The organism is Nostoc sp. UIC 10630, from assembly GCF_010747425.1.
In the GTDB taxonomy this organism is placed as follows: Bacteria; Cyanobacteriota; Cyanobacteriia; order Cyanobacteriales; family Nostocaceae; genus Nostoc.
On record NZ_JAAGOG010000171.1, the window covers coordinates 1 to 17023 of the forward strand.

Here is a 17023-nt window from a genome sequence, read left to right on the forward strand (position 1 = left end):
GAGCAGAGGGGCAGGGGGGCGGAGGAGAAAAGACTAAAATTACCCTTGATTCTCCCTATCTCCTCTGCTCCCTATCCCCCTATCCTCTTCTCACCTTCTGCCTTCATCAAGCTGGTTGGGCGGGGGCGGTTCCGGATATACGTTTGAAGAAACTAGAGAATTTTTCCAGGAGCCGACTCAATGGGTCTGCGGTTCTCTCGTTTGCCCTAACTTGCCGCTCGATATCTTGGATTGCCTGCTCAAGTTCTGCATACTCAGGATCGCCTTTGGCATAGCCCAATTGTTGAGTCAACCTGAGATGGTTGCGAGCATCTTCCAGCAACCTCAGCGTTCTTTCGCGATCGCTGTCTGCTATGGCAATTGCACTCATTATGTCAATATCGGCTCTAAGCAGCGGTAGGGGTCGAGCAACTTCTGTCACCACTAGGGTTGAGAGGGCAAGTTGCAGCACCGTTTTGGCTTCATCGGTTTTACCTTCGTTCAACAACCGGGCTGCTTCCTTCATGGCATCAGGATATGTCTCTAGTGGCAGATTAAAGATTGTTGTGCGAATCTCACTCACCAGGCTGTTCAACAGTTGACGAGCAGTACGAAAATCGTCCTCATTCACAGTACTCTTAATTTGATTACGAATTCGCTCAATCTCATTAGAATCGTCAGGGGCAAGATCGATTATATTTACTTGAGCCGACACAGGAACAAAACCCAGTTCAGGGTATTGTGCTACTAGAATTTCAAGTTTTCCTGTTGCTCGTTCTAAAGCTTGAAGTGCTTCTTGAGTATTTCCCTGGTCAATGGCATTAATTGCATTTCGAGTTTCTTTGAGCGCGGAAACTGCTTCTTGATCTACGCATCTTTGAGCTTCATCTGTTGCCTTTTGTCTCTCGTTGTCAATCTCTTGGTGATTACGAGCATCGAGCTGATTCAATGTTTGAGAGTTCATAATCTTCTCCTTGTTTGTTAATTTGTTTTGGGTTTGGAATAGGTGTTTTTTTCATCGCGATCAAACAATTGTTCGATCTACTTCTAAGCCTTCACTAGCCCATTAGTTTTTCCTTTGGTCTTGTACCAGAGGCTTCTCCCCTGCTCCACTCGGACTGCTCCCTTGCCTCTTCGTTTGTTGCAGGCGAGCTACAGCATTGGAAGCACGTGGGGACGGGGATCGGGCGGGAAAGCTTTATCGATCCGATCAAGCTCGGCTTCGGTCAACTGGAGCTCCCCAGCCCCGGCGTTTTCGGCTGCGTGCTCGGGGCTAGAGGCCTTGGGGATTGCGAAGAGCGAGGGCCGCCGCACTAGGAACCGAAGCGCAACCTGGCGAGGGGTCGCGTTGTGCGCGGCGGCGATTTCCTGCAGCACGCGGCCTCCGGTCGTGTGCGGATCTGGGAAGTGCCCGTGACCGAACGGGCTGTAGGCGACCACGGCGACGCCATGCTTCTCACACCAAGGAATCACGGCATGCTCGATCGCGCGCTCTTTTAAATGGTAAAGAACCTGGTTGCAAACGAAACGACCCTCGCCGGCGATCACCCGTGCCTCTTCAAGGTCGGGCAGATCGAAGTTGCTCACTCCCCAGGAGAGAATCTTCCCCTCGTGCTGAAGCTGCTCGAAGGCGGCAATTGTGTCCTCCAACGGGTGCTGACTGCGCCAGTGCAAGAGGTAGCAGTCCAGTCGATCAGTTTTAAGGCGAGCAAGTGACTTCTCGCAAGCCGCCATCGTCACGCGCCGAGAGGCATTCTCGGGAAGTACTTTGGAGACCAGGAAGACCTCATCGCGTCGCCCGACGATCGCCTCGGCGACCACTTCCTCGGCGATGCCGTACATCTCGGCGGTGTCAATATGGGTCATGCCGAGATCGAGACCTCGACGCAGCGTGGCGATTGCGGAGGCGCGATCGCAGCGATCGATGTACCAAGTCCCTTGACCGATCACCGCGACCTCACGCTTTGTGGAACCAAACCGACGCTGTTCCATGCTTGTTCTCCTGACTAGATTCTTTTCTTTTGCAAGTTAGCAATTACACTTCGTGTACACTGCGCGATTACACTCTGTGTACGCTGCGCGAACGCGCCGATGCGATCCTCACTCTCCATCCTCAGGCTCGTTCCTGATGTCCTCAGGAGATCTCACGTTTATGCGCCGCTACGATACACTGGCTTTTTCGGCGGCAGCGTGTATAGTAATGTCAATCCCACGCATAACACCAATCCGGCGATACCGTTCCACAACGACAGCACAAGCGCTAAGAAGTACAACACGCTAGTTAATATGTACATGCGGGTGAGGTAAGCGATGAATCGACCGTCGAGATTTCTGTTCAGCAATCGATGATTGCGGCTGGCATATAGCCAGATGAGCAGCCATGTCAACACTGATAAGAACAATACCAACGCATACAAGACTACTACGGTTTGCAGCTGCTGTGCGTCAGTAATGCATCTAGCCATGACCGCTGTTGGAAACGGCAGAAACGAAATACACATCAGAAACAAGAGGTTGAACAGATTAAATACTTGATCACTCCGTTCGTAGAGTTGGAAGACGTAGTGATGATTTACCCAGAAAATTCCAATTACCACAAAGCTGAAAATGTAGGCGAAGTAGGACGGCCACAATGCGAATAATGCTGAGGTAAGACTTAGTGTGTTGGTTGTTCCCTCCGTAGAGTTCAACTGTGGCACGCGAATTTCCAGTATCAGCAGCGTGATGGCAATGGCAAACACGCCATCGCTAAACGCTTCAATCCGCTGGGTGTCCGACTCCGCTGATGCTCGTGATTTCTGCATAGTGACTTGATTCTGTGTTCCACCATACCTTTGTGCCTGCTTCGATGACAGTAGAGGCGGCCGTTCTGACGGTCAGGCTTAGGGCAAGATCGTGATCCAGTTTTCCACCGAGGTGATTCCTGGTGCCGACCACGCTGCCCGCTCTGCCTCTTGCTTCTCAGCCCAGGAGCGCACCGCCCCCCTCAGGATGACCTTGCTCCCCTCCACCTCGACCGTGATCCGCAGCGCGTCGGTCTCCGCGCTGCGCACCAGCGCCTGCTCAATTTTCTGCTTGAGTTCCGACGGCGACACGCGGGGCTTGATGGTGAGCAAGTTGGTCACCCCTTTGACGCCTTTCAGGCGGCGGACAACCCGCTCGGCATCGTGCTTCTGGTACTCCCACTCGACCACACCCCTGAGCGTGACCCAGCCCTTGGAGACCGTGACGTCGAGATTATCGATGGACACGCCGGCATCCCACTCCAGCGCATGAATGGCGGCTGCGGCAATGTCGGCGTCAGTGCGCTCGGCAGAGACCGGCAGCCGAACCTCGATGTCGTTGGCTACAGCCAGTACGCCACGGACACGGTGGGCAGCTTCTTCGGCAGCCCAGCGCTTGTAAAAGGAATCGACCCAGCCTGTGAGCGTAACAACACCGTCTTTGACGGCCACGCCGATTTCGGTAGACTGGACGCGGGGATCCCACTTCAACTCATTCAGCACATCCTTTTGGATTTCCTCGTCAGTTCGGGTTGCGGTTGCAGTTGTCATGGTTGTTTCTCCTTTGAGCTACTCTTATGGTTTAAAACTGCTAAACTTCATTATCAAAGGCTCTAACACCTGCTTCTGCCACAGGATGATCCTGCTCTATGCAGCTTTCTTGGTGCTGTTGTGCGGGTCGATGACGAACTTTTTCGGTGCCCCTTGGTCGAATGTCCGGTACGCCTCTGGTGCTTGGTCGAGCGAGATGAACTCGATGTTTGTGACCTCGCTCAGGTAGTCCATCCGGCCCCCGAGGATGGACTGCATCAGGAGTCGGTGGTACTTCATCACCGGGCACTGCCCCCACATGGCGAACTGCGACTTGATCCATGCCTTGCCGAAGTCGAGGATCAACTTCCCCTGCTTAGCCAGGTCCGTGGGACCACCGGGGTCGGAGCTAGTATAAATGCCAGGGATGCCCATTCCCCCGCCGAAGCGAACCACCGACATCAGGTCGTTCAATACAGCCTCCGGCTGCTCGCCAGCGTCTTTACCATGGCCGTGAGCTTCGAACCCCACGGCGTCCACCCCGCAGTCCACTTCGCGAACGCCAAGGATCGACTCGATCTGATCGGCCAGCGGCACGTCTTGCGTCAGGTCCACAGTCTCGTAACCCGACTTCTTCACCAGCTGCAATCGGGTCTGGTTCACGTCCCCGACGATGATGGCGGAGGCCCCTAGGAGGCGGGCACTGGCGGCGGCACACCGACCCACCGGTCCTGCCCCTGCAATGTACACCGTGGATCCCGTTCCAACTCCCGCAATGACACACCCATGGTAGCCCGTGGGCAGGATGTCCGAGAGGAGGGTGAGGTCATGGATGCGCTCCATCGCCTGGTCCTTGTCGGGGAACTTCAGCAGTTGGAAGTCAGCGTAGGGAACCATGTGGTACTCGGTCTGCCCGCCTGGCCAGCCGCCCAGGTTGAAGCCGTAGGCTCCGCACGGGAAGTCAGGGTTGGTGTTCATGCAAATGTCGGTGTGCCGCTCCTTGCAGTTGCGGCAGCGGCCGCAGGCGACGTTAAATGGAACCGAGACGAGATCGCCGACCTTAATAAACTCCACGTCCCGGCCCACCTCGACGACCTCACCAGTAATCTCATGACCCAGCGTCATCCCCTCTGGAGCGGCGAAGCGGCCCCGGTAGATGTGCTGGTCGCTACCGCAGATGTTCGTGGTGACCACCTTGAGAATGACACCGTGCTCGCACTTCTTGCCACGAGGGTCAACTAGTTTTGGGAAGTCGATACTTTGAACCTCGACTTTCCGAGGACCTATATAGACTACTCCACGATTGCTTACCATAGCTTGTTCATCCTCTTTTTATGGTTTGAACTACTACTAAATTTCATTTCAGATCCCCTCAGCTAGTTTCACGGGGCGCAACAACATCGCATTGGCTGCCACAAGTACTCAAGGGAGGAAAAAAGAAAGCCCACGATCAAAACTTGCAGCCCTTTAAGGAGTCGGTGATATCAGTTCATGATGGTTCTCCTAGTTTTTTAAGTTGTTTTGTGACTGGAATAAGTGCCTTGTTCGTCGCGATGAGCTACGCCCCACCGGATACTGTTGGCGAATTCATTGAAAGGGTGATTTTTGTAAACTTCCGGGGCTGGTTTTCACGACAGCATAAGGATTTTCAGCATTAAGAAATATTTCGCCAACGGTATCCCACCGTAGGCGATCGCAACTCTGGAAATTTACGATCTGACTTTAGACCTGGAATAAGTGCCTTTTTCGTCGCGATCGAACACCTGTTTGACCCGATCCCAAGCCTTCGTCAAGGCATTATCTTTTCCATTGGCTTCTCTGAACGACCGATTGTAGGTATCAACAAAAGTTTTTTGTGCGTCGTCCGACAGATTTGCTCTAATTTCTGGTGAAATCTGCTCATTATCTGCCAGTTCACCTTTTGGTTGACGGGGAATCTTCATGTCAGTGATAGCGACTTCTTCCCCACCCGCACTTTCTAACAGTGAGACAACTTCGTCTGCTTGTTCTTGTGACACTTCCGCGACCAGTAAAAACTCACCTGCTTTCAGGCGTGTTTCGTAAATAGCAGCTTTGTCCTCCGGCATACCCATTGCGATTAAGGCAGCTCCAATGCCTGCTCCCAAGGAACCATATAAAGCACCGCCTGCCGCTCCTAATAATGCTGCTCCCAAAGGGCCTGCTGCTACTACGGTTCCCAAAAAGGGAATGAACAATACACCCACACCCGTAAGTAAAGCCAACAAAGAACCAAACAGCGATCCAAAAATCGCTCCGGTGGCGAGTCCATCCAAGATCACATCTTGTTTAGTCACAAATCCGGAGATGCGAGTTTCGGCGTGGAAATTGCGACCAATAATCGAAATGTGATCTTTGGGAACGCCGCGATCGATTAGACGCTCAACCACTTCTTGCATCTTCTTCTCATCTTTGAAGATAGCAGAGACACTTTTGAGGGCGGTTTTTTCAGATGTAGAAGTCATAAAAATTACTCCAAATTAAAAAACTAGATAACATCACGAAATGTGGCGCAGATTTAAGGACGCGGGGATAGGAAGAGAGTATTTGATAATTTCACTGCGTTACCCAGAGGGTGACGCACGCAGGCTCGCTAAAGCAGTTCCTTTAACTCTGGTTCCCAGAGCAACGGACTGCTTGCTGCGTCTTGTTACTTTTGTTCCACAAAGTCTGCATCGATGACATCTTCACCGCCGCCTTGACGGTCTGTAGAAGTACCACCGTTTGGAGATGCACCTGCTTGTGAGTAGACCGCAGTGCCGATTTGCATCAGGGCTTGTTGAATTTCGTTGGTGAGAGACTTCATGCGATCGATGTTGTTCTGCTCAATTGCCTGACGCAAGTCTCGAATTAAGCCTTCCACGCGGGACTTGTCTGCTGGTGGTACTTTGTCGCCCAAATCCTGAAGTTGTTTCTCGGCTTGATAGGCAACAGAATCTGCCATGTTTTTGGTATCAATTTGTTCGCGCCGCCTACGGTCTTCTTCCGCATTGCGCTCGGCTTCTTTCACCATCCGCTCGACTTCAGATTTATCGAGGGTAGACGCACCTGTAATGCTAATGGACTGTTCTTTACCTGTGGCTTTTTCTCTGGCAGTTGCTGACAGAATCCCGTTAGCATCAATGTCAAAGGTAACTTCGATCTGTGGCATACCTCTAGGAGCTGGAGGAATCCCATCTAGTCGGAAGGTTCCCAGGCTCTTGTTGTCGGATGCCATTTCGCGTTCACCTTGCAGAACATGGATTTCTACGTTTGTTTGGGCGTCAGCCGCCGTTGAGAACACCTCAGACTTCTTCACTGGGACAGTGGTATTGCGCGGAATAATCTTGGTCGTCACACCACCTAGAGTTTCAACACCCAGCGACAACGGCGTAACATCTAGGAGCAGTACGTCTTTTACCTCACCCCCAAGCACACCCGCCTGAATCGCTGCACCCACTGCTACAACTTCATCCGGGTTGACACCCTGGTGTGGGTCTTTGCCTATTATCTGCCGTACCAGTTGCTGGACAGCCGGCATTCGAGTTGCACCACCCACTAGGATTACTTCGTCAATATCTGCGGGACTCAGTTTAGCATCGCGCAGAGCTTGTTCGACAGGAATGCGGCTGCAATCGAACAAGTCGGCGCACATTTGCTCGAACTGTACCCGCGTTAAGGTCATATCTAGATGTTTCGGACCTTCCGGGGTTGCGGTAATAAAAGGTAAGTTAATGTTCGTCTGTGTTGCGCTTGACAGTTCAATTTTGGCTTTTTCTGCTGCTTCGGTGAGGCGTTGCAGGGCTTGTTTGTCTTTACGGAGGTCGATGCCTTCGTTACGCTGGAATTCGGTTGCTAGCCAGTCTACGATTCTCTTATCAAAGTCATCACCGCCCAAGTGGGTGTCGCCACTGGTAGCTTTCACTTCAAACACACCATCGCCCACTTCCAGGATAGACACATCAAACGTCCCACCACCTAAGTCAAAGACTAGAATAGTTTCATTGGTTTTCTTGTCAAGTCCGTAGGCGAGGGCAGCCGCCGTTGGCTCGTTGATAATTCGCAGAACTTCAATCCCGGCAATTCTGCCGGCATCTTTGGTAGCCTGCCGTTGAGAGTCATTGAAATAGGCAGGGGTGGTAATTACCGCTTGCCTCACCGGTTCCCCCAGATATGTGCTGGCATCATCTATCAGCTTGCGGACTACCTCAGCCGAGATTTCTTCGGGTGAAAATTCCTTGTTCAGAGCGGGACAGTGTAGCTTGACGTTGCCATTACTGTCACGTACCACCTTGTAGGTAACTTGTTTTGCTTCTTGGGTGACTTCATCATACCTGCGCCCGATGAACCGCTTAACGGAATAAAAGGTGTTTTCTGGGTTCATTACACCCTGGCGCTTGGCAATTTGCCCGACAAGTTTTTCGCCCTTCTTGGTATAGGCAACCACAGACGGAGTTGTGCGACCGCCTTCTGTGTTCGGAATGACGACGGGTTGTCCGCCCTCCATTACAGCTATACAGGAGTTGGTAGTTCCTAAATCAATACCAACGATTTTTGCCATCGTTAGCAACCTCCTTCAAAGATTGGGATAAAAAATTGATAGTCTGGATTCAGGACAAGTTGAATAAATGGTATTAAGAAGTCAGAGGGCAGAAGGGGAATCCCCATAAATAAATTTAGGGGATTTAACAACGGCTTCTGAAAGTAAGGGTTTCCCGACTTGAGCAAACTGGCGTGGGCTTGTGACCTTTTGGCAGAGGGAAGAATCTATCCTTGAACCTTCTGCCCTCTGGCTCCTTAGCACTCAGGATTCGGCTGCGTTTTGAATCGCGGCTAACAATGAGCGGAAGTCGTAAGAGCCATCGTGGCGCACACCGTTGATGAAAAAAGTCGGCGTGCCGTTGACCCCGCTCTGGATTCCGCTGAGTAAGTCTTCGCGTATCTTGGCTGCGTGGGCGTGCTCGGCGAGTTCGTGACTAAACCGAGGCACATCAAGACCGAGGTTAGCGGCATATTCTATTAGATGTTTGCGATCGAGCGCCTGTTGATGTTCAATGAGATGGTCGTGCATCTCCCAGAACTTACCTCGCACCCCAGCGGCTTCTGCTGCTTCTGCTGCCTGCTCGGCGTGGGGATGCACGCTAGTTAACGGGAAGTGGCGGTAGACAAAGCGCATGAGATCCCCGGTCAACTGCTGGAGTTCTTTGACGATGAAATGGGCACGACCGCAATAGGGACACTCATAGTCCCCGTATTCCACGAGGGTGACGGGTGCGTTTTTTGGCCCTCGGATATGGTCGCGATCGCTAACTGGGAGGCTAAGTTCGCCCATTGCTGTTGTGATCATGTTGTCACCTCCTGCTCTTAAGGGAGTGCTTTGGAAAACATTGCGTCACTGCCCTTGCCCGTTGCCCCTGTGCCCGTCACCTAAGTTTACTTTCACAACCTTGTTCCTATCTTCTTCAGCCTTGGGCACCCTCAGCTTGAGAATGCCATCTTTGTATTCTGCTTGCACCTGATCGTGCTGGACACGGGTAGGCAACGGAATTACGCGCTGAAACCTGCCATAGCGGAATTCGGTGCGGGTGATGCCTCTTTCTTCCGTTTTGATTTCTGACTTGCGCTCACCGGAAATAGATACTGCCTCTGGCGATACCTGCACATCTAGGTCTTTGGGGTCTACACCGGGAACTTCTACCTTGAGATGAACCGCATCAGGGGTTTCTTCTATCTCAGCAGGGGGAATAAAGGCAATGCCTTCCTCTCCTCTACGACCTGTCGGTGCTATTTCATCAAACAATCGGTTGAACTGCCGCTGCAAAGTTTCAACTTCTCGGAAAGGTTCCCAACGAACGAGTGCCATAATTTTAAGTCTCCTGATGATCTATACTTGAGTGTTTAGAATTCTGCATTAGACTAGGTTTTGTCAGTCGCTGAAACAGCGTTGCTATCATGCCAGTGCTCAACTCTGTTGACACTATAGAGAAGAAATCTAAGGGCTTTCTGAGGAAATTATGATGATTGGGGATTGGGACAAGGCAAAATTGTAAGGGGAAAAACAAATAACTTCCCTTTAACCTTTCTCAGTTACGCCAATTTGCTCAACGGGGAAACCCTCCGAAGTTGCTCCACTTGGGCAAAGACGACACTTGCTACAACGGAGGGAACCTCCGCAACGCAGTGTCTCCCAAAGACCGCACTTCTCTCCGCACGCGACTGTCTCCCCAATACCCAGTCTCCCCAATAATGAACAGCCTGTTTTTTCTATAAGTGGGTTAATTGAAATAAACAAAACTATGTTACAAAAGGTAAATTTATTTGAAACCATCATCAATGATAAATGACGACCTTCAGCAGTTAGCTTTATTTGCGATGACCTCCTTACTGTAAGCAATTCTATTAGCTTGATAGAAGCACGTATACTTGCAATTCAACATCTTGTTTCTTGCGAAATTGAAGTAAAAAGCCAACCAAAAGTTTTGCCAGGAGTAAACTTGAAAACCAATAGACCTCTTGCAAAAGTCTTATGAGCGTGGGACAAGTAGGTTAGAGCTTTATTGACATCTATGACCTACGAAAAGGTAAAGAACCTCAAACCGGAAGAATTTAAACGCTTGTGTGGCGTGCATCCAGAGACTTTTAGCCAGATGACAGAAGTAGTGTGATCGCGTTCAAAAACAAAGCTTAAAACAGGGCGGCCTAGTAAACTGAGCATGGAAGACCAATTATTAATGACATTGGAATATTGGAGGGAGTATCGCACCTATTTTCATATTGGTCAATCTTGGGGAGTGAACGAGTCAACAGCATATCGTATTATCCGTAAAATTGAAGATATTCTCGTGACTTCAAGAGCTTTTTCTCTTCCAGGGAAGAAGAAACTTTCTAGCTGTGATTATCAAGTAGAGATAGTGGTAGTTGACGTTACAGAAAGCCCAATAGAACGCCCTAAAAAAACAAAAACAGTTCTACAGTGGTAAAAAGAAAAGGCATACATTAAAATCTCAAGTTTTGGTGGCTCAACATACAGGTGAAATTGTCTGTACTGCTCATGGTAAAGGGAAAGAGCATGATTTTCGCATATTTAAAAACAGTAAAATTCGGTTAAAAGAAGATATTGAATGCTTGGGTGATAAAGGATATCAAGGAATTCATAAAATTCATGCTAAAAGTCGGATACCAAAAAAGAAGCCGAGGGGAGGTGAGTTAAGTCGTGCAGATAAAAAGAGTAATCAAGAGCTAGCCAAAATTAGAGTTGTGAGTGAACATATTAATCGTAAACTCAAGGTGTTTAAAATTCTATCTGACCGTTATCGCAATCGTAGAAAACGATTTGGCTTGAGGTTTAATCTCATAGCTGGTTTGTACAACTATGAGCTTCGTCTGCTCAAAATTGGATCAGTTTAACTGACTTTTGCAAGAGGTCTAATATCAACTCTTCGAGTACAGTATGGGAAGATATCACGTCTCATTAGGATTATGCCAACCGCCGTCGGGGGGAATCATATGATCCGCCAAAGGAGGTCCCCAGCTATGGGGTGCGTATTCGTAAACAGGGGTTGCTTGATCTAGGATAGGAGCGACAATTTGCCACTGTGCTTCCACCTCATCTTGGCGAGCAAACAACATGGAGTCGCCTTTCATGGCATCTTCAAAAAGCCGCTCGTAGGGATTCATCTCATTGCCATGCTCGACTTGAGCGACTAGTCCAACTTCGCTACCCACCATTCCGTCGCCTGGGGTTTTAGAGCGAATGCCGATCGCAGTCAGCACATTTGGACTAAGACGAAAGTAGAAATAATTTGCTAATCCAAAGGCACGCTCGCCAAAAACATCCTGCGGCGGACGCTTGAGCCTGACTACAACTTCAGTAGTTGTACTCGGGAAACATTTGCCTGCACGAATGTAAATCGGAACGCTAGCCCAGCGCCAAGTATCAATGTTGAGCTTAACCGCCGCGAAGGTTTCGACCTTGGAATCAGGAGCTACACCAGGTTCCTGGCGATAGCCCTTGTACTGCCCGCGCACTACATTTGAGGGTTCGATTGGATCTATGGATTTGAGCAATCGCGCTCTTTCATCTCGGATGGCTTCATGCTGCTCGTTGATGGGCGAGTCCATCATTAAACACGCCGTCACTTGAAGTAGATGATTTTGCACCACATCCCGAATAGCGCCTGTCTCTTCATAAAACTGTCCCCGTGCATCGATGCCAAATTTTTCAGCCATCGTGATTTGGATACTGGCAATACTGACGTGATGCCAAATCGGTTCGAGTAATGAATTGGCGAAGCGAGTGTAGAGAAGATTTTGGACGGGTTCTTTTCCCAAGTAATGGTCAATCCGAAAAATATGACTTTCGGGAAAGATAGAGTGCAGAATGCAGTTCAGCATTCTAGCCGATTCTAGATCACGTCCAAAAGGTTTTTCTACCATAACGCGACCATTCTTTACACAACTTGATTGACCTAACCCTTCGACAACCGTCGCAAACAAACTGGGAGGAATGGCTAAGTAATACAGAGGAGCTTCAGCTATTTGGAGTACCTGGCATAATTTATCATAGGTGGCGTGATCGCTATAATCACCAAAAATATAGTAAAGTAATGAACACAGTTTCTGGAAAGCTGCCTCATCAACGCTGGCCTGTTCCTCCAGGCTCTTACGCACATAAGATTTTAATTGTTCGATGCTCCAATCTTGCCTACCCACTCCAATAATTGGAATGTCAAAATGACCGCGCTGAATCATCGCCTGTAAGGCAGGAAAGATTTTTTTGTAGGCTAAATCACTTGTGATCCCAAAAAATACCAGGGCATTGGAGAGTAAAGCTGCCATGATTAACCTCCATATCGACGCGGAGAGGGAAAGCAGGGGGGCAGGGGAGCAGAGGGGAAGAAAGCTGATTAAAATCCCCGCGTCATTGTTCCAGATGCCCACCGAACTCGTAGCGCAACGCAGAAATGAGTTTATTGGCAAAGTTTGATTGACCGCGAGAGCTAAATCGTGTGTAGAGGGCTGTACTAAGGACGGGAACAGGAACTCCTTCTTCAATGGCTGCCATTAGTGTCCATCGACCTTCTCCAGAGTCAGATACGCGCCCCTCGAAGTTGGCTAAGTCGGGGTCTTTGAGAAGGGCGATCGCGATTAAATCAAGTAACCAAGAACTAATCACGCTCCCCCTGCGCCACACCTCTGCTATATCTGCGAGATTAAAGTCGTATTGGTAGAATTCCGGATTTCGCAAGGGAGCCATTTCTGCATCGACTTGATGCAACTGTTTGCCAATATTGGCATGGTGAAGAATGTTCAACCCTTCGGCATAAGCTGCCATGATGCCGTATTCAATGCCGTTGTGAACCATTTTGACAAAGTGCCCTGCACCGTGAGAGCCACAATGCAAATAGCCCTGTTCAGCTGTTCCCCCCATTAACTCACGACCAGGGGTGCGCGGTGCAGCTGATACACCAGGAGCCAGCGCTGCAAAGATGGGGTCAAGATATTTCACCACCGCCAATGCACCACCAATCATGAGACAGTAACCGCGTTCTGCCCCCCAAATGCCACCGCTAGTTCCACAATCAATGTATTCAATTCCTTTGACTTTTAATTGATCTGCACGACGAATGTCATCAATGTAGTGAGAATTGCCACCATCAATGATAATGTCGTCAGCGTCTAGAAAGGGCATGAGAGTGTGTAGGGTAGCATCTACTGTCGCTGCGGGTAGCATCAGCCAGACAGCGCGGGGTGGCGTGAGTGCTTCGATGAGTTCAACGAATGATGTTACACCACGGGCGATCGCTCCTTCCTGAACCAGCACCTTTGCTTTTTGTGGCTGACGAGTGTAGCCAATGACGGTATGTCCAGGCTGGGTTAGACGGTGTGCCATGTTAGCTCCCATTCGTCCTAGTCCTATCATTCCCAGTTCCATAACATGCCCTGTATTCAAGTGAGAAAAATTGGGAGTATCCATCCCGCAATAGCGCCAGTAGCGCAGACGGCTGTTAGAATCAGGAAAACCTCAGTTCGACTTAACTCTATTTCCAGCAAATTTTCGACGGACTGGTCTAATGCCATATCCAGGGGAAAAATGCCAATCCAGGATAGAGTGATGGCTATTGCCCAGCCCAATAATCCGCTTGATATCGATGCTCCAGTTAGAATCCATGTAAAACCGAATGTGAGAGATAACAATCCCGCCCAGACGGGAAAGCCAGTGAGTATGCAGGCACGGACTGCGGCAATTGCCAAAATGAACATCGGTATTGCAATCGTCGAGAAATGGTGATCGAGCCAGAGAGTCCATCCCAATCCTCCATATCCCAGCATTAGCACCGTCAGCCAAACTAGACTATAGAGAAAATGTTTCCAATAAAATTCTTTTGATTCTGGTCGGTTGTGGTCTTGTTCAAATGTAGTTACAATTTTGTTAACCATAGGTCTTATACCTCTCTACAAAGACGAATCAGTTAATCAAGCCTGAATCTAGAATTTGTCCAATTTTTCCCATTTCCTTATCTTCTTAATGAATCTGCCCTAACGTTAGTTGGCAAATCTAAGGAAAATCTGAGCAGATACTGATACTAAATTGCGTTTAGAAACACTTATCTCTGCTTTCACAAAAGCATTGGTTTTTAAACGTCCTCATTTTTTGCTTAGATTATCTCGCTACAATTCCCACGTTGATCTAGTAATTAGCTCACGCTACGAGAGGAACCCTAGGGAGTGAGATCATGACTAAACCGATTCAAATTCTGTTACAGACAACAATTCCCACCAATGAAGATGATTGGTATATTGGGCGATTTTCTTTGCTAAAGGACTATTTAGCTTCGTTGAAAAGTGACACTGGGGAACCCCTGTACCAGGTAACAGCAAGGGATCGAGAAAATACTGCTGAAAAAAACGATCCAGTTTTAAGTACGCTGGATAATTCAGATTTTGATGAACTGTGGCTGTTTGCTGTGGATGTAGGGGATGGCATAACTCCAAAAGAGTGTCAGAGCATCAGTGCCTTCCGTCAGCGCGGCGGCGGTTTATTGGTCAGCCGTGACCATCAGGATGTAGGTTGTTCAGTTTGCAATCTTGATGGTGTCGGCGCAGCCCATTACTTTCACAGTAAGAATCCCGATCCCGATCCCTCGCACCACTACCCTGATGACATCCACACTAAGTATATTTTCTGGCCCAACTTCCATTCTGGGTTAAATGGTGACTACGAGAAAATTACTCTCATAGAACCTATTCATGACTTACTCAAGAATCCTACATCACCTTCTGAGGAGATTGAATTCTTTCCGGCTCATCCCCATGAAGGAGCCGTAGGTGTGCCTGCAAACGAGAAGAATGCACGAGTAATTGCCTTGGGTACAAGCTCAGTCTCCGGTCGGGACTTCAACTTAGTAGTTGCTTTTGAAAGTACACAGGATGAACAAGGAAATATTTTAGGACGTGCGATTGCTGAATCAAGCTTCCACCATTTCGCCGACTACAATTGGGATGTTGATATGGGCGCACCTAGCTTTGTAACCGAACCCCCTGGAGATGGGATGAAGCAAAACCCACAAGCCCTTGAACATATTAAAGCCTATGTGCGAAACTTAGCCCTCTGGCTGGCTCCTACCTCAAGTTAAAGGAAAGTCTCCCATCCTTAAAGCAATACTCCGGACAATTTTTAGTTGAGGGAATCGACAAGAAAGCTATCGAACCATTAAGGTGCTGATTAGAAAAAACTTGCACCGTATCGATGGCTATGGGTTGCTGGCGGAACAAACCTTTGACCGAGGCTTCTGTCCCGATCTGACGCGGATGGATTACTATCTCCACCACCTGGAAATTACTCAACCTCAATTACCTTCCCAAGTTCGTTACCTGACTGTGGATAGAGCATATGTCAAGGAGCCATTTGTCACGGGGGTAAGGGCGCTCAAACTGGATGTGATTAGTAAACTTCGTCGAGACGCGAATCTGCGATATGTGTTTGAGGGTGAACAGAAAGCACGGGGGCTAAACGCAAAACAGATATTGTCCTTTGAATCATAATGTGAGAAAAATTTTGATCCATAAATTAGAAAAGAGTTAACGAAAATTCAGGCTTTCGCGCTAATCACGAATTAAAACTTTGAATCAAATTATGAGTGAGAGTTGAAATTCTGAATCATAACTAGAAAATGAGTTGAAAAAACACAATTGGACAAAACTTGCACAAAAAATCCCTGACAAAATTGCTCTAACTTAAACTTTCAATTCAGAATATGGTTCAAAAATTTTGTTTTAGTAGATATCTGAGTAAAAATCAAATATTTCATTGTCCAAGTGATCGCTTAACAACAGAGCGATCGCCTACTCAAATTGTAGCTGAATAATAATGATAATCAAGCCAAAGAATTGATACAAACGTCACTTTTATCAGTCTTTCTCTTCCCTACATGATAATCATTATTAGTAAAAAACTCGAATATTAAAAGTGAACTATAAACTGGATACTCATTTCTGAAGCATATCATGAGTTAAAATCTAATTTTTTGTTTCAAATCACAGATATCAACCAATCGGCAGACGAGATTTATCATTTCTACAAACTGCGTTTTCAAATCGAATTTATCTTCCGCGATGCTAAACAGTTTACCGGGCTAAGTGATTGTCAAGCCCGTGATGTCAAAAAGCTTGACTTTCATTTTAATGCCAGTTTCACTGCCCTTAATATTGCCAAGCTCGATGCTCATCGACAGCACTGAGAACCGTTATATGTTAATAATACATCTTTAAAAGTCCGTTGGGAGTACGGTGTCCTCCAACAATTCACAATCATACCTTGAGCATTCAATATTCAATATTTAGATGCGTTCGCGCTGTTCTGCTTTTTGGGAGACGCTACGCGAACGCTGCGCTAACAGCAGTTACGCTCGTTCGCTTTTAGCGTCTCCCCTTCTCCCAAAGGGAGAGGCTAACGCCAAGGGAGAAGGCTCGCTAGCGTTGTGCTAACACCATTTCTGCTTGTGAAAACGCAACTATTTTGTAAATTAACTAAGTGTTTTTGTATACAAATATTGTAACTGCCAATTACTACTTTTGAAGTATCAATTTATTGAACAACTAAGACTATTGAAAGAGTATAAGTAATTTTTTTTTAACTACAACTCTAAGCAATATAGGAATCATATTTGATTTCTGAAAAGGACTGCGAGATAATACGGGTAGAAATATCTGTCTAATAACGAACAATGATAACCCAGCGTCTAGAAATGGCGATACCTTTCCTTCGGAACGCTACGCGAACGGTTAGCTTTCCTGCGGAACGCTGCGCGAACGCTAACGCAGAATTACAAGAATTTATAGATAGCCGTCCAGATGCTCGTGAAGTCAGAAAAGCTTTGGCAGTGAAACTGGTTTATCAAGGCTATAAGTATGAAGAAATCCAAACAATCTTAGATGTCTCCCTTGGTTCAATAACAAGCTGGAAACAAGCTTATGAGAAAAATGGAATTTTAGGGCTGCGCCTGAACTATAAG

Annotated in this window: 15 protein-coding genes and 2 pseudogenes; 5 read left to right on the plus strand and 12 right to left on the minus strand. The window is 48.1% G+C overall.

The features are described from left to right. Positions 1-106: 106 nt before the first annotated feature. The 9 genes from G1O98_RS28975 to G1O98_RS29015 all read right to left on the minus strand — a co-directional run bounded on the left by G1O98_RS28975 (position 107) and on the right by G1O98_RS29015 (position 9372). Positions 107-943, minus strand: coding sequence for a YfdX family protein (locus tag G1O98_RS28975; RefSeq protein ID WP_163935424.1), 837 nt, complete (start codon positions 941-943; stop codon positions 107-109). Between the two features lie 188 nt (positions 944-1131). Further along, positions 1132-1971: an aldo/keto reductase gene (locus G1O98_RS28980; protein ID WP_163935427.1), complete on the minus strand. Its 840-nt coding sequence runs from the start codon at positions 1969-1971 to the stop codon at positions 1132-1134. Positions 1972-2129: 158 nt separating this feature from the next. Then, positions 2130-2783, minus strand: a complete 654-nt coding sequence (locus G1O98_RS28985; protein ID WP_163935430.1) for a TMEM175 family protein — start codon at positions 2781-2783, stop codon at positions 2130-2132. A 78-nt stretch (positions 2784-2861) separates the two neighbouring features. Continuing rightward, positions 2862-3533, minus strand: a complete 672-nt coding sequence (locus G1O98_RS28990) for a BON domain-containing protein (RefSeq protein WP_163935434.1) — start codon at positions 3531-3533, stop codon at positions 2862-2864. Positions 3534-3629: 96 nt separating this feature from the next. Beyond that, positions 3630-4826 (minus strand): alcohol dehydrogenase catalytic domain-containing protein, encoded by a 1197-nt coding sequence (locus tag G1O98_RS28995; protein WP_163935437.1) that lies wholly within the window; start codon positions 4824-4826, stop codon positions 3630-3632. Between the two features lie 395 nt (positions 4827-5221). After that, positions 5222-5995, minus strand: a complete 774-nt coding sequence (locus G1O98_RS29000) for a ChaB family protein (RefSeq protein ID WP_163935440.1) — start codon at positions 5993-5995, stop codon at positions 5222-5224. Between the two features lie 185 nt (positions 5996-6180). After that, complete coding sequence (gene dnaK, locus G1O98_RS29005) at positions 6181-8070, minus strand: molecular chaperone DnaK (RefSeq protein WP_163935442.1); 1890 nt, start codon at positions 8068-8070, stop codon at positions 6181-6183. Between the two features lie 243 nt (positions 8071-8313). Next, entirely contained in the window at positions 8314-8856 is a 543-nt protein-coding gene (locus G1O98_RS29010; protein WP_163935445.1) for a thioredoxin domain-containing protein, read from the minus strand. 45 nt (positions 8857-8901) lie between these two features. After that, a complete protein-coding gene (locus G1O98_RS29015) occupies positions 8902-9372 on the minus strand; it encodes an Hsp20/alpha crystallin family protein (RefSeq protein WP_163935447.1) in 471 nt (156 codons plus the stop codon). A 703-nt stretch (positions 9373-10075) separates the two neighbouring features. On the opposite strand from G1O98_RS29015, the pseudogene G1O98_RS29020 reads away from it, so the two are divergent. After that, positions 10076-10916 (plus strand): annotated as a pseudogene (locus G1O98_RS29020) (IS5 family transposase). Positions 10917-10970: 54 nt separating this feature from the next. Here G1O98_RS29020 and zwf read toward each other — a convergent pair. From zwf to G1O98_RS29035, 3 genes are all read right to left on the minus strand, one after another. Beyond that, complete coding sequence (gene zwf / locus G1O98_RS29025; protein WP_163935450.1) at positions 10971-12347, minus strand: glucose-6-phosphate dehydrogenase; 1377 nt, start codon at positions 12345-12347, stop codon at positions 10971-10973. Positions 12348-12429: 82 nt separating this feature from the next. Beyond that, entirely contained in the window at positions 12430-13443 is a 1014-nt protein-coding gene (gnd, locus tag G1O98_RS29030; RefSeq protein ID WP_163935454.1) for a phosphogluconate dehydrogenase (NAD(+)-dependent, decarboxylating), read from the minus strand. Between the two features lie 14 nt (positions 13444-13457). Further along, the gene (locus G1O98_RS29035) at positions 13458-13949 is read right to left on the minus strand and encodes a hypothetical protein (RefSeq protein WP_163935456.1); all 492 of its coding nucleotides are present in this window, start codon (positions 13947-13949) and stop codon (positions 13458-13460) included. A gap of 296 nt (positions 13950-14245) precedes the next feature. Here G1O98_RS29035 and G1O98_RS29040 point away from each other — a divergent pair, with 296 nt between their 5' ends. The 4 genes and pseudogenes from G1O98_RS29040 to G1O98_RS29055 all read left to right on the plus strand — a co-directional run. After that, the gene (locus G1O98_RS29040) at positions 14246-15145 is read left to right on the plus strand and encodes a hypothetical protein (protein WP_163935459.1); all 900 of its coding nucleotides are present in this window, start codon (positions 14246-14248) and stop codon (positions 15143-15145) included. 82 nt (positions 15146-15227) lie between these two features. Further along, entirely contained in the window at positions 15228-15554 is a 327-nt protein-coding gene (locus G1O98_RS29045; RefSeq protein WP_163935462.1) for a hypothetical protein, read from the plus strand. Positions 15555-16036: 482 nt separating this feature from the next. Then, a complete protein-coding gene (locus G1O98_RS29050; RefSeq protein WP_202985830.1) occupies positions 16037-16249 on the plus strand; it encodes a transposase in 213 nt (70 codons plus the stop codon). Positions 16250-16819: 570 nt separating this feature from the next. Continuing rightward, positions 16820-17023: pseudogene (locus G1O98_RS29055) on the plus strand (helix-turn-helix domain-containing protein); the annotation flags it as partial.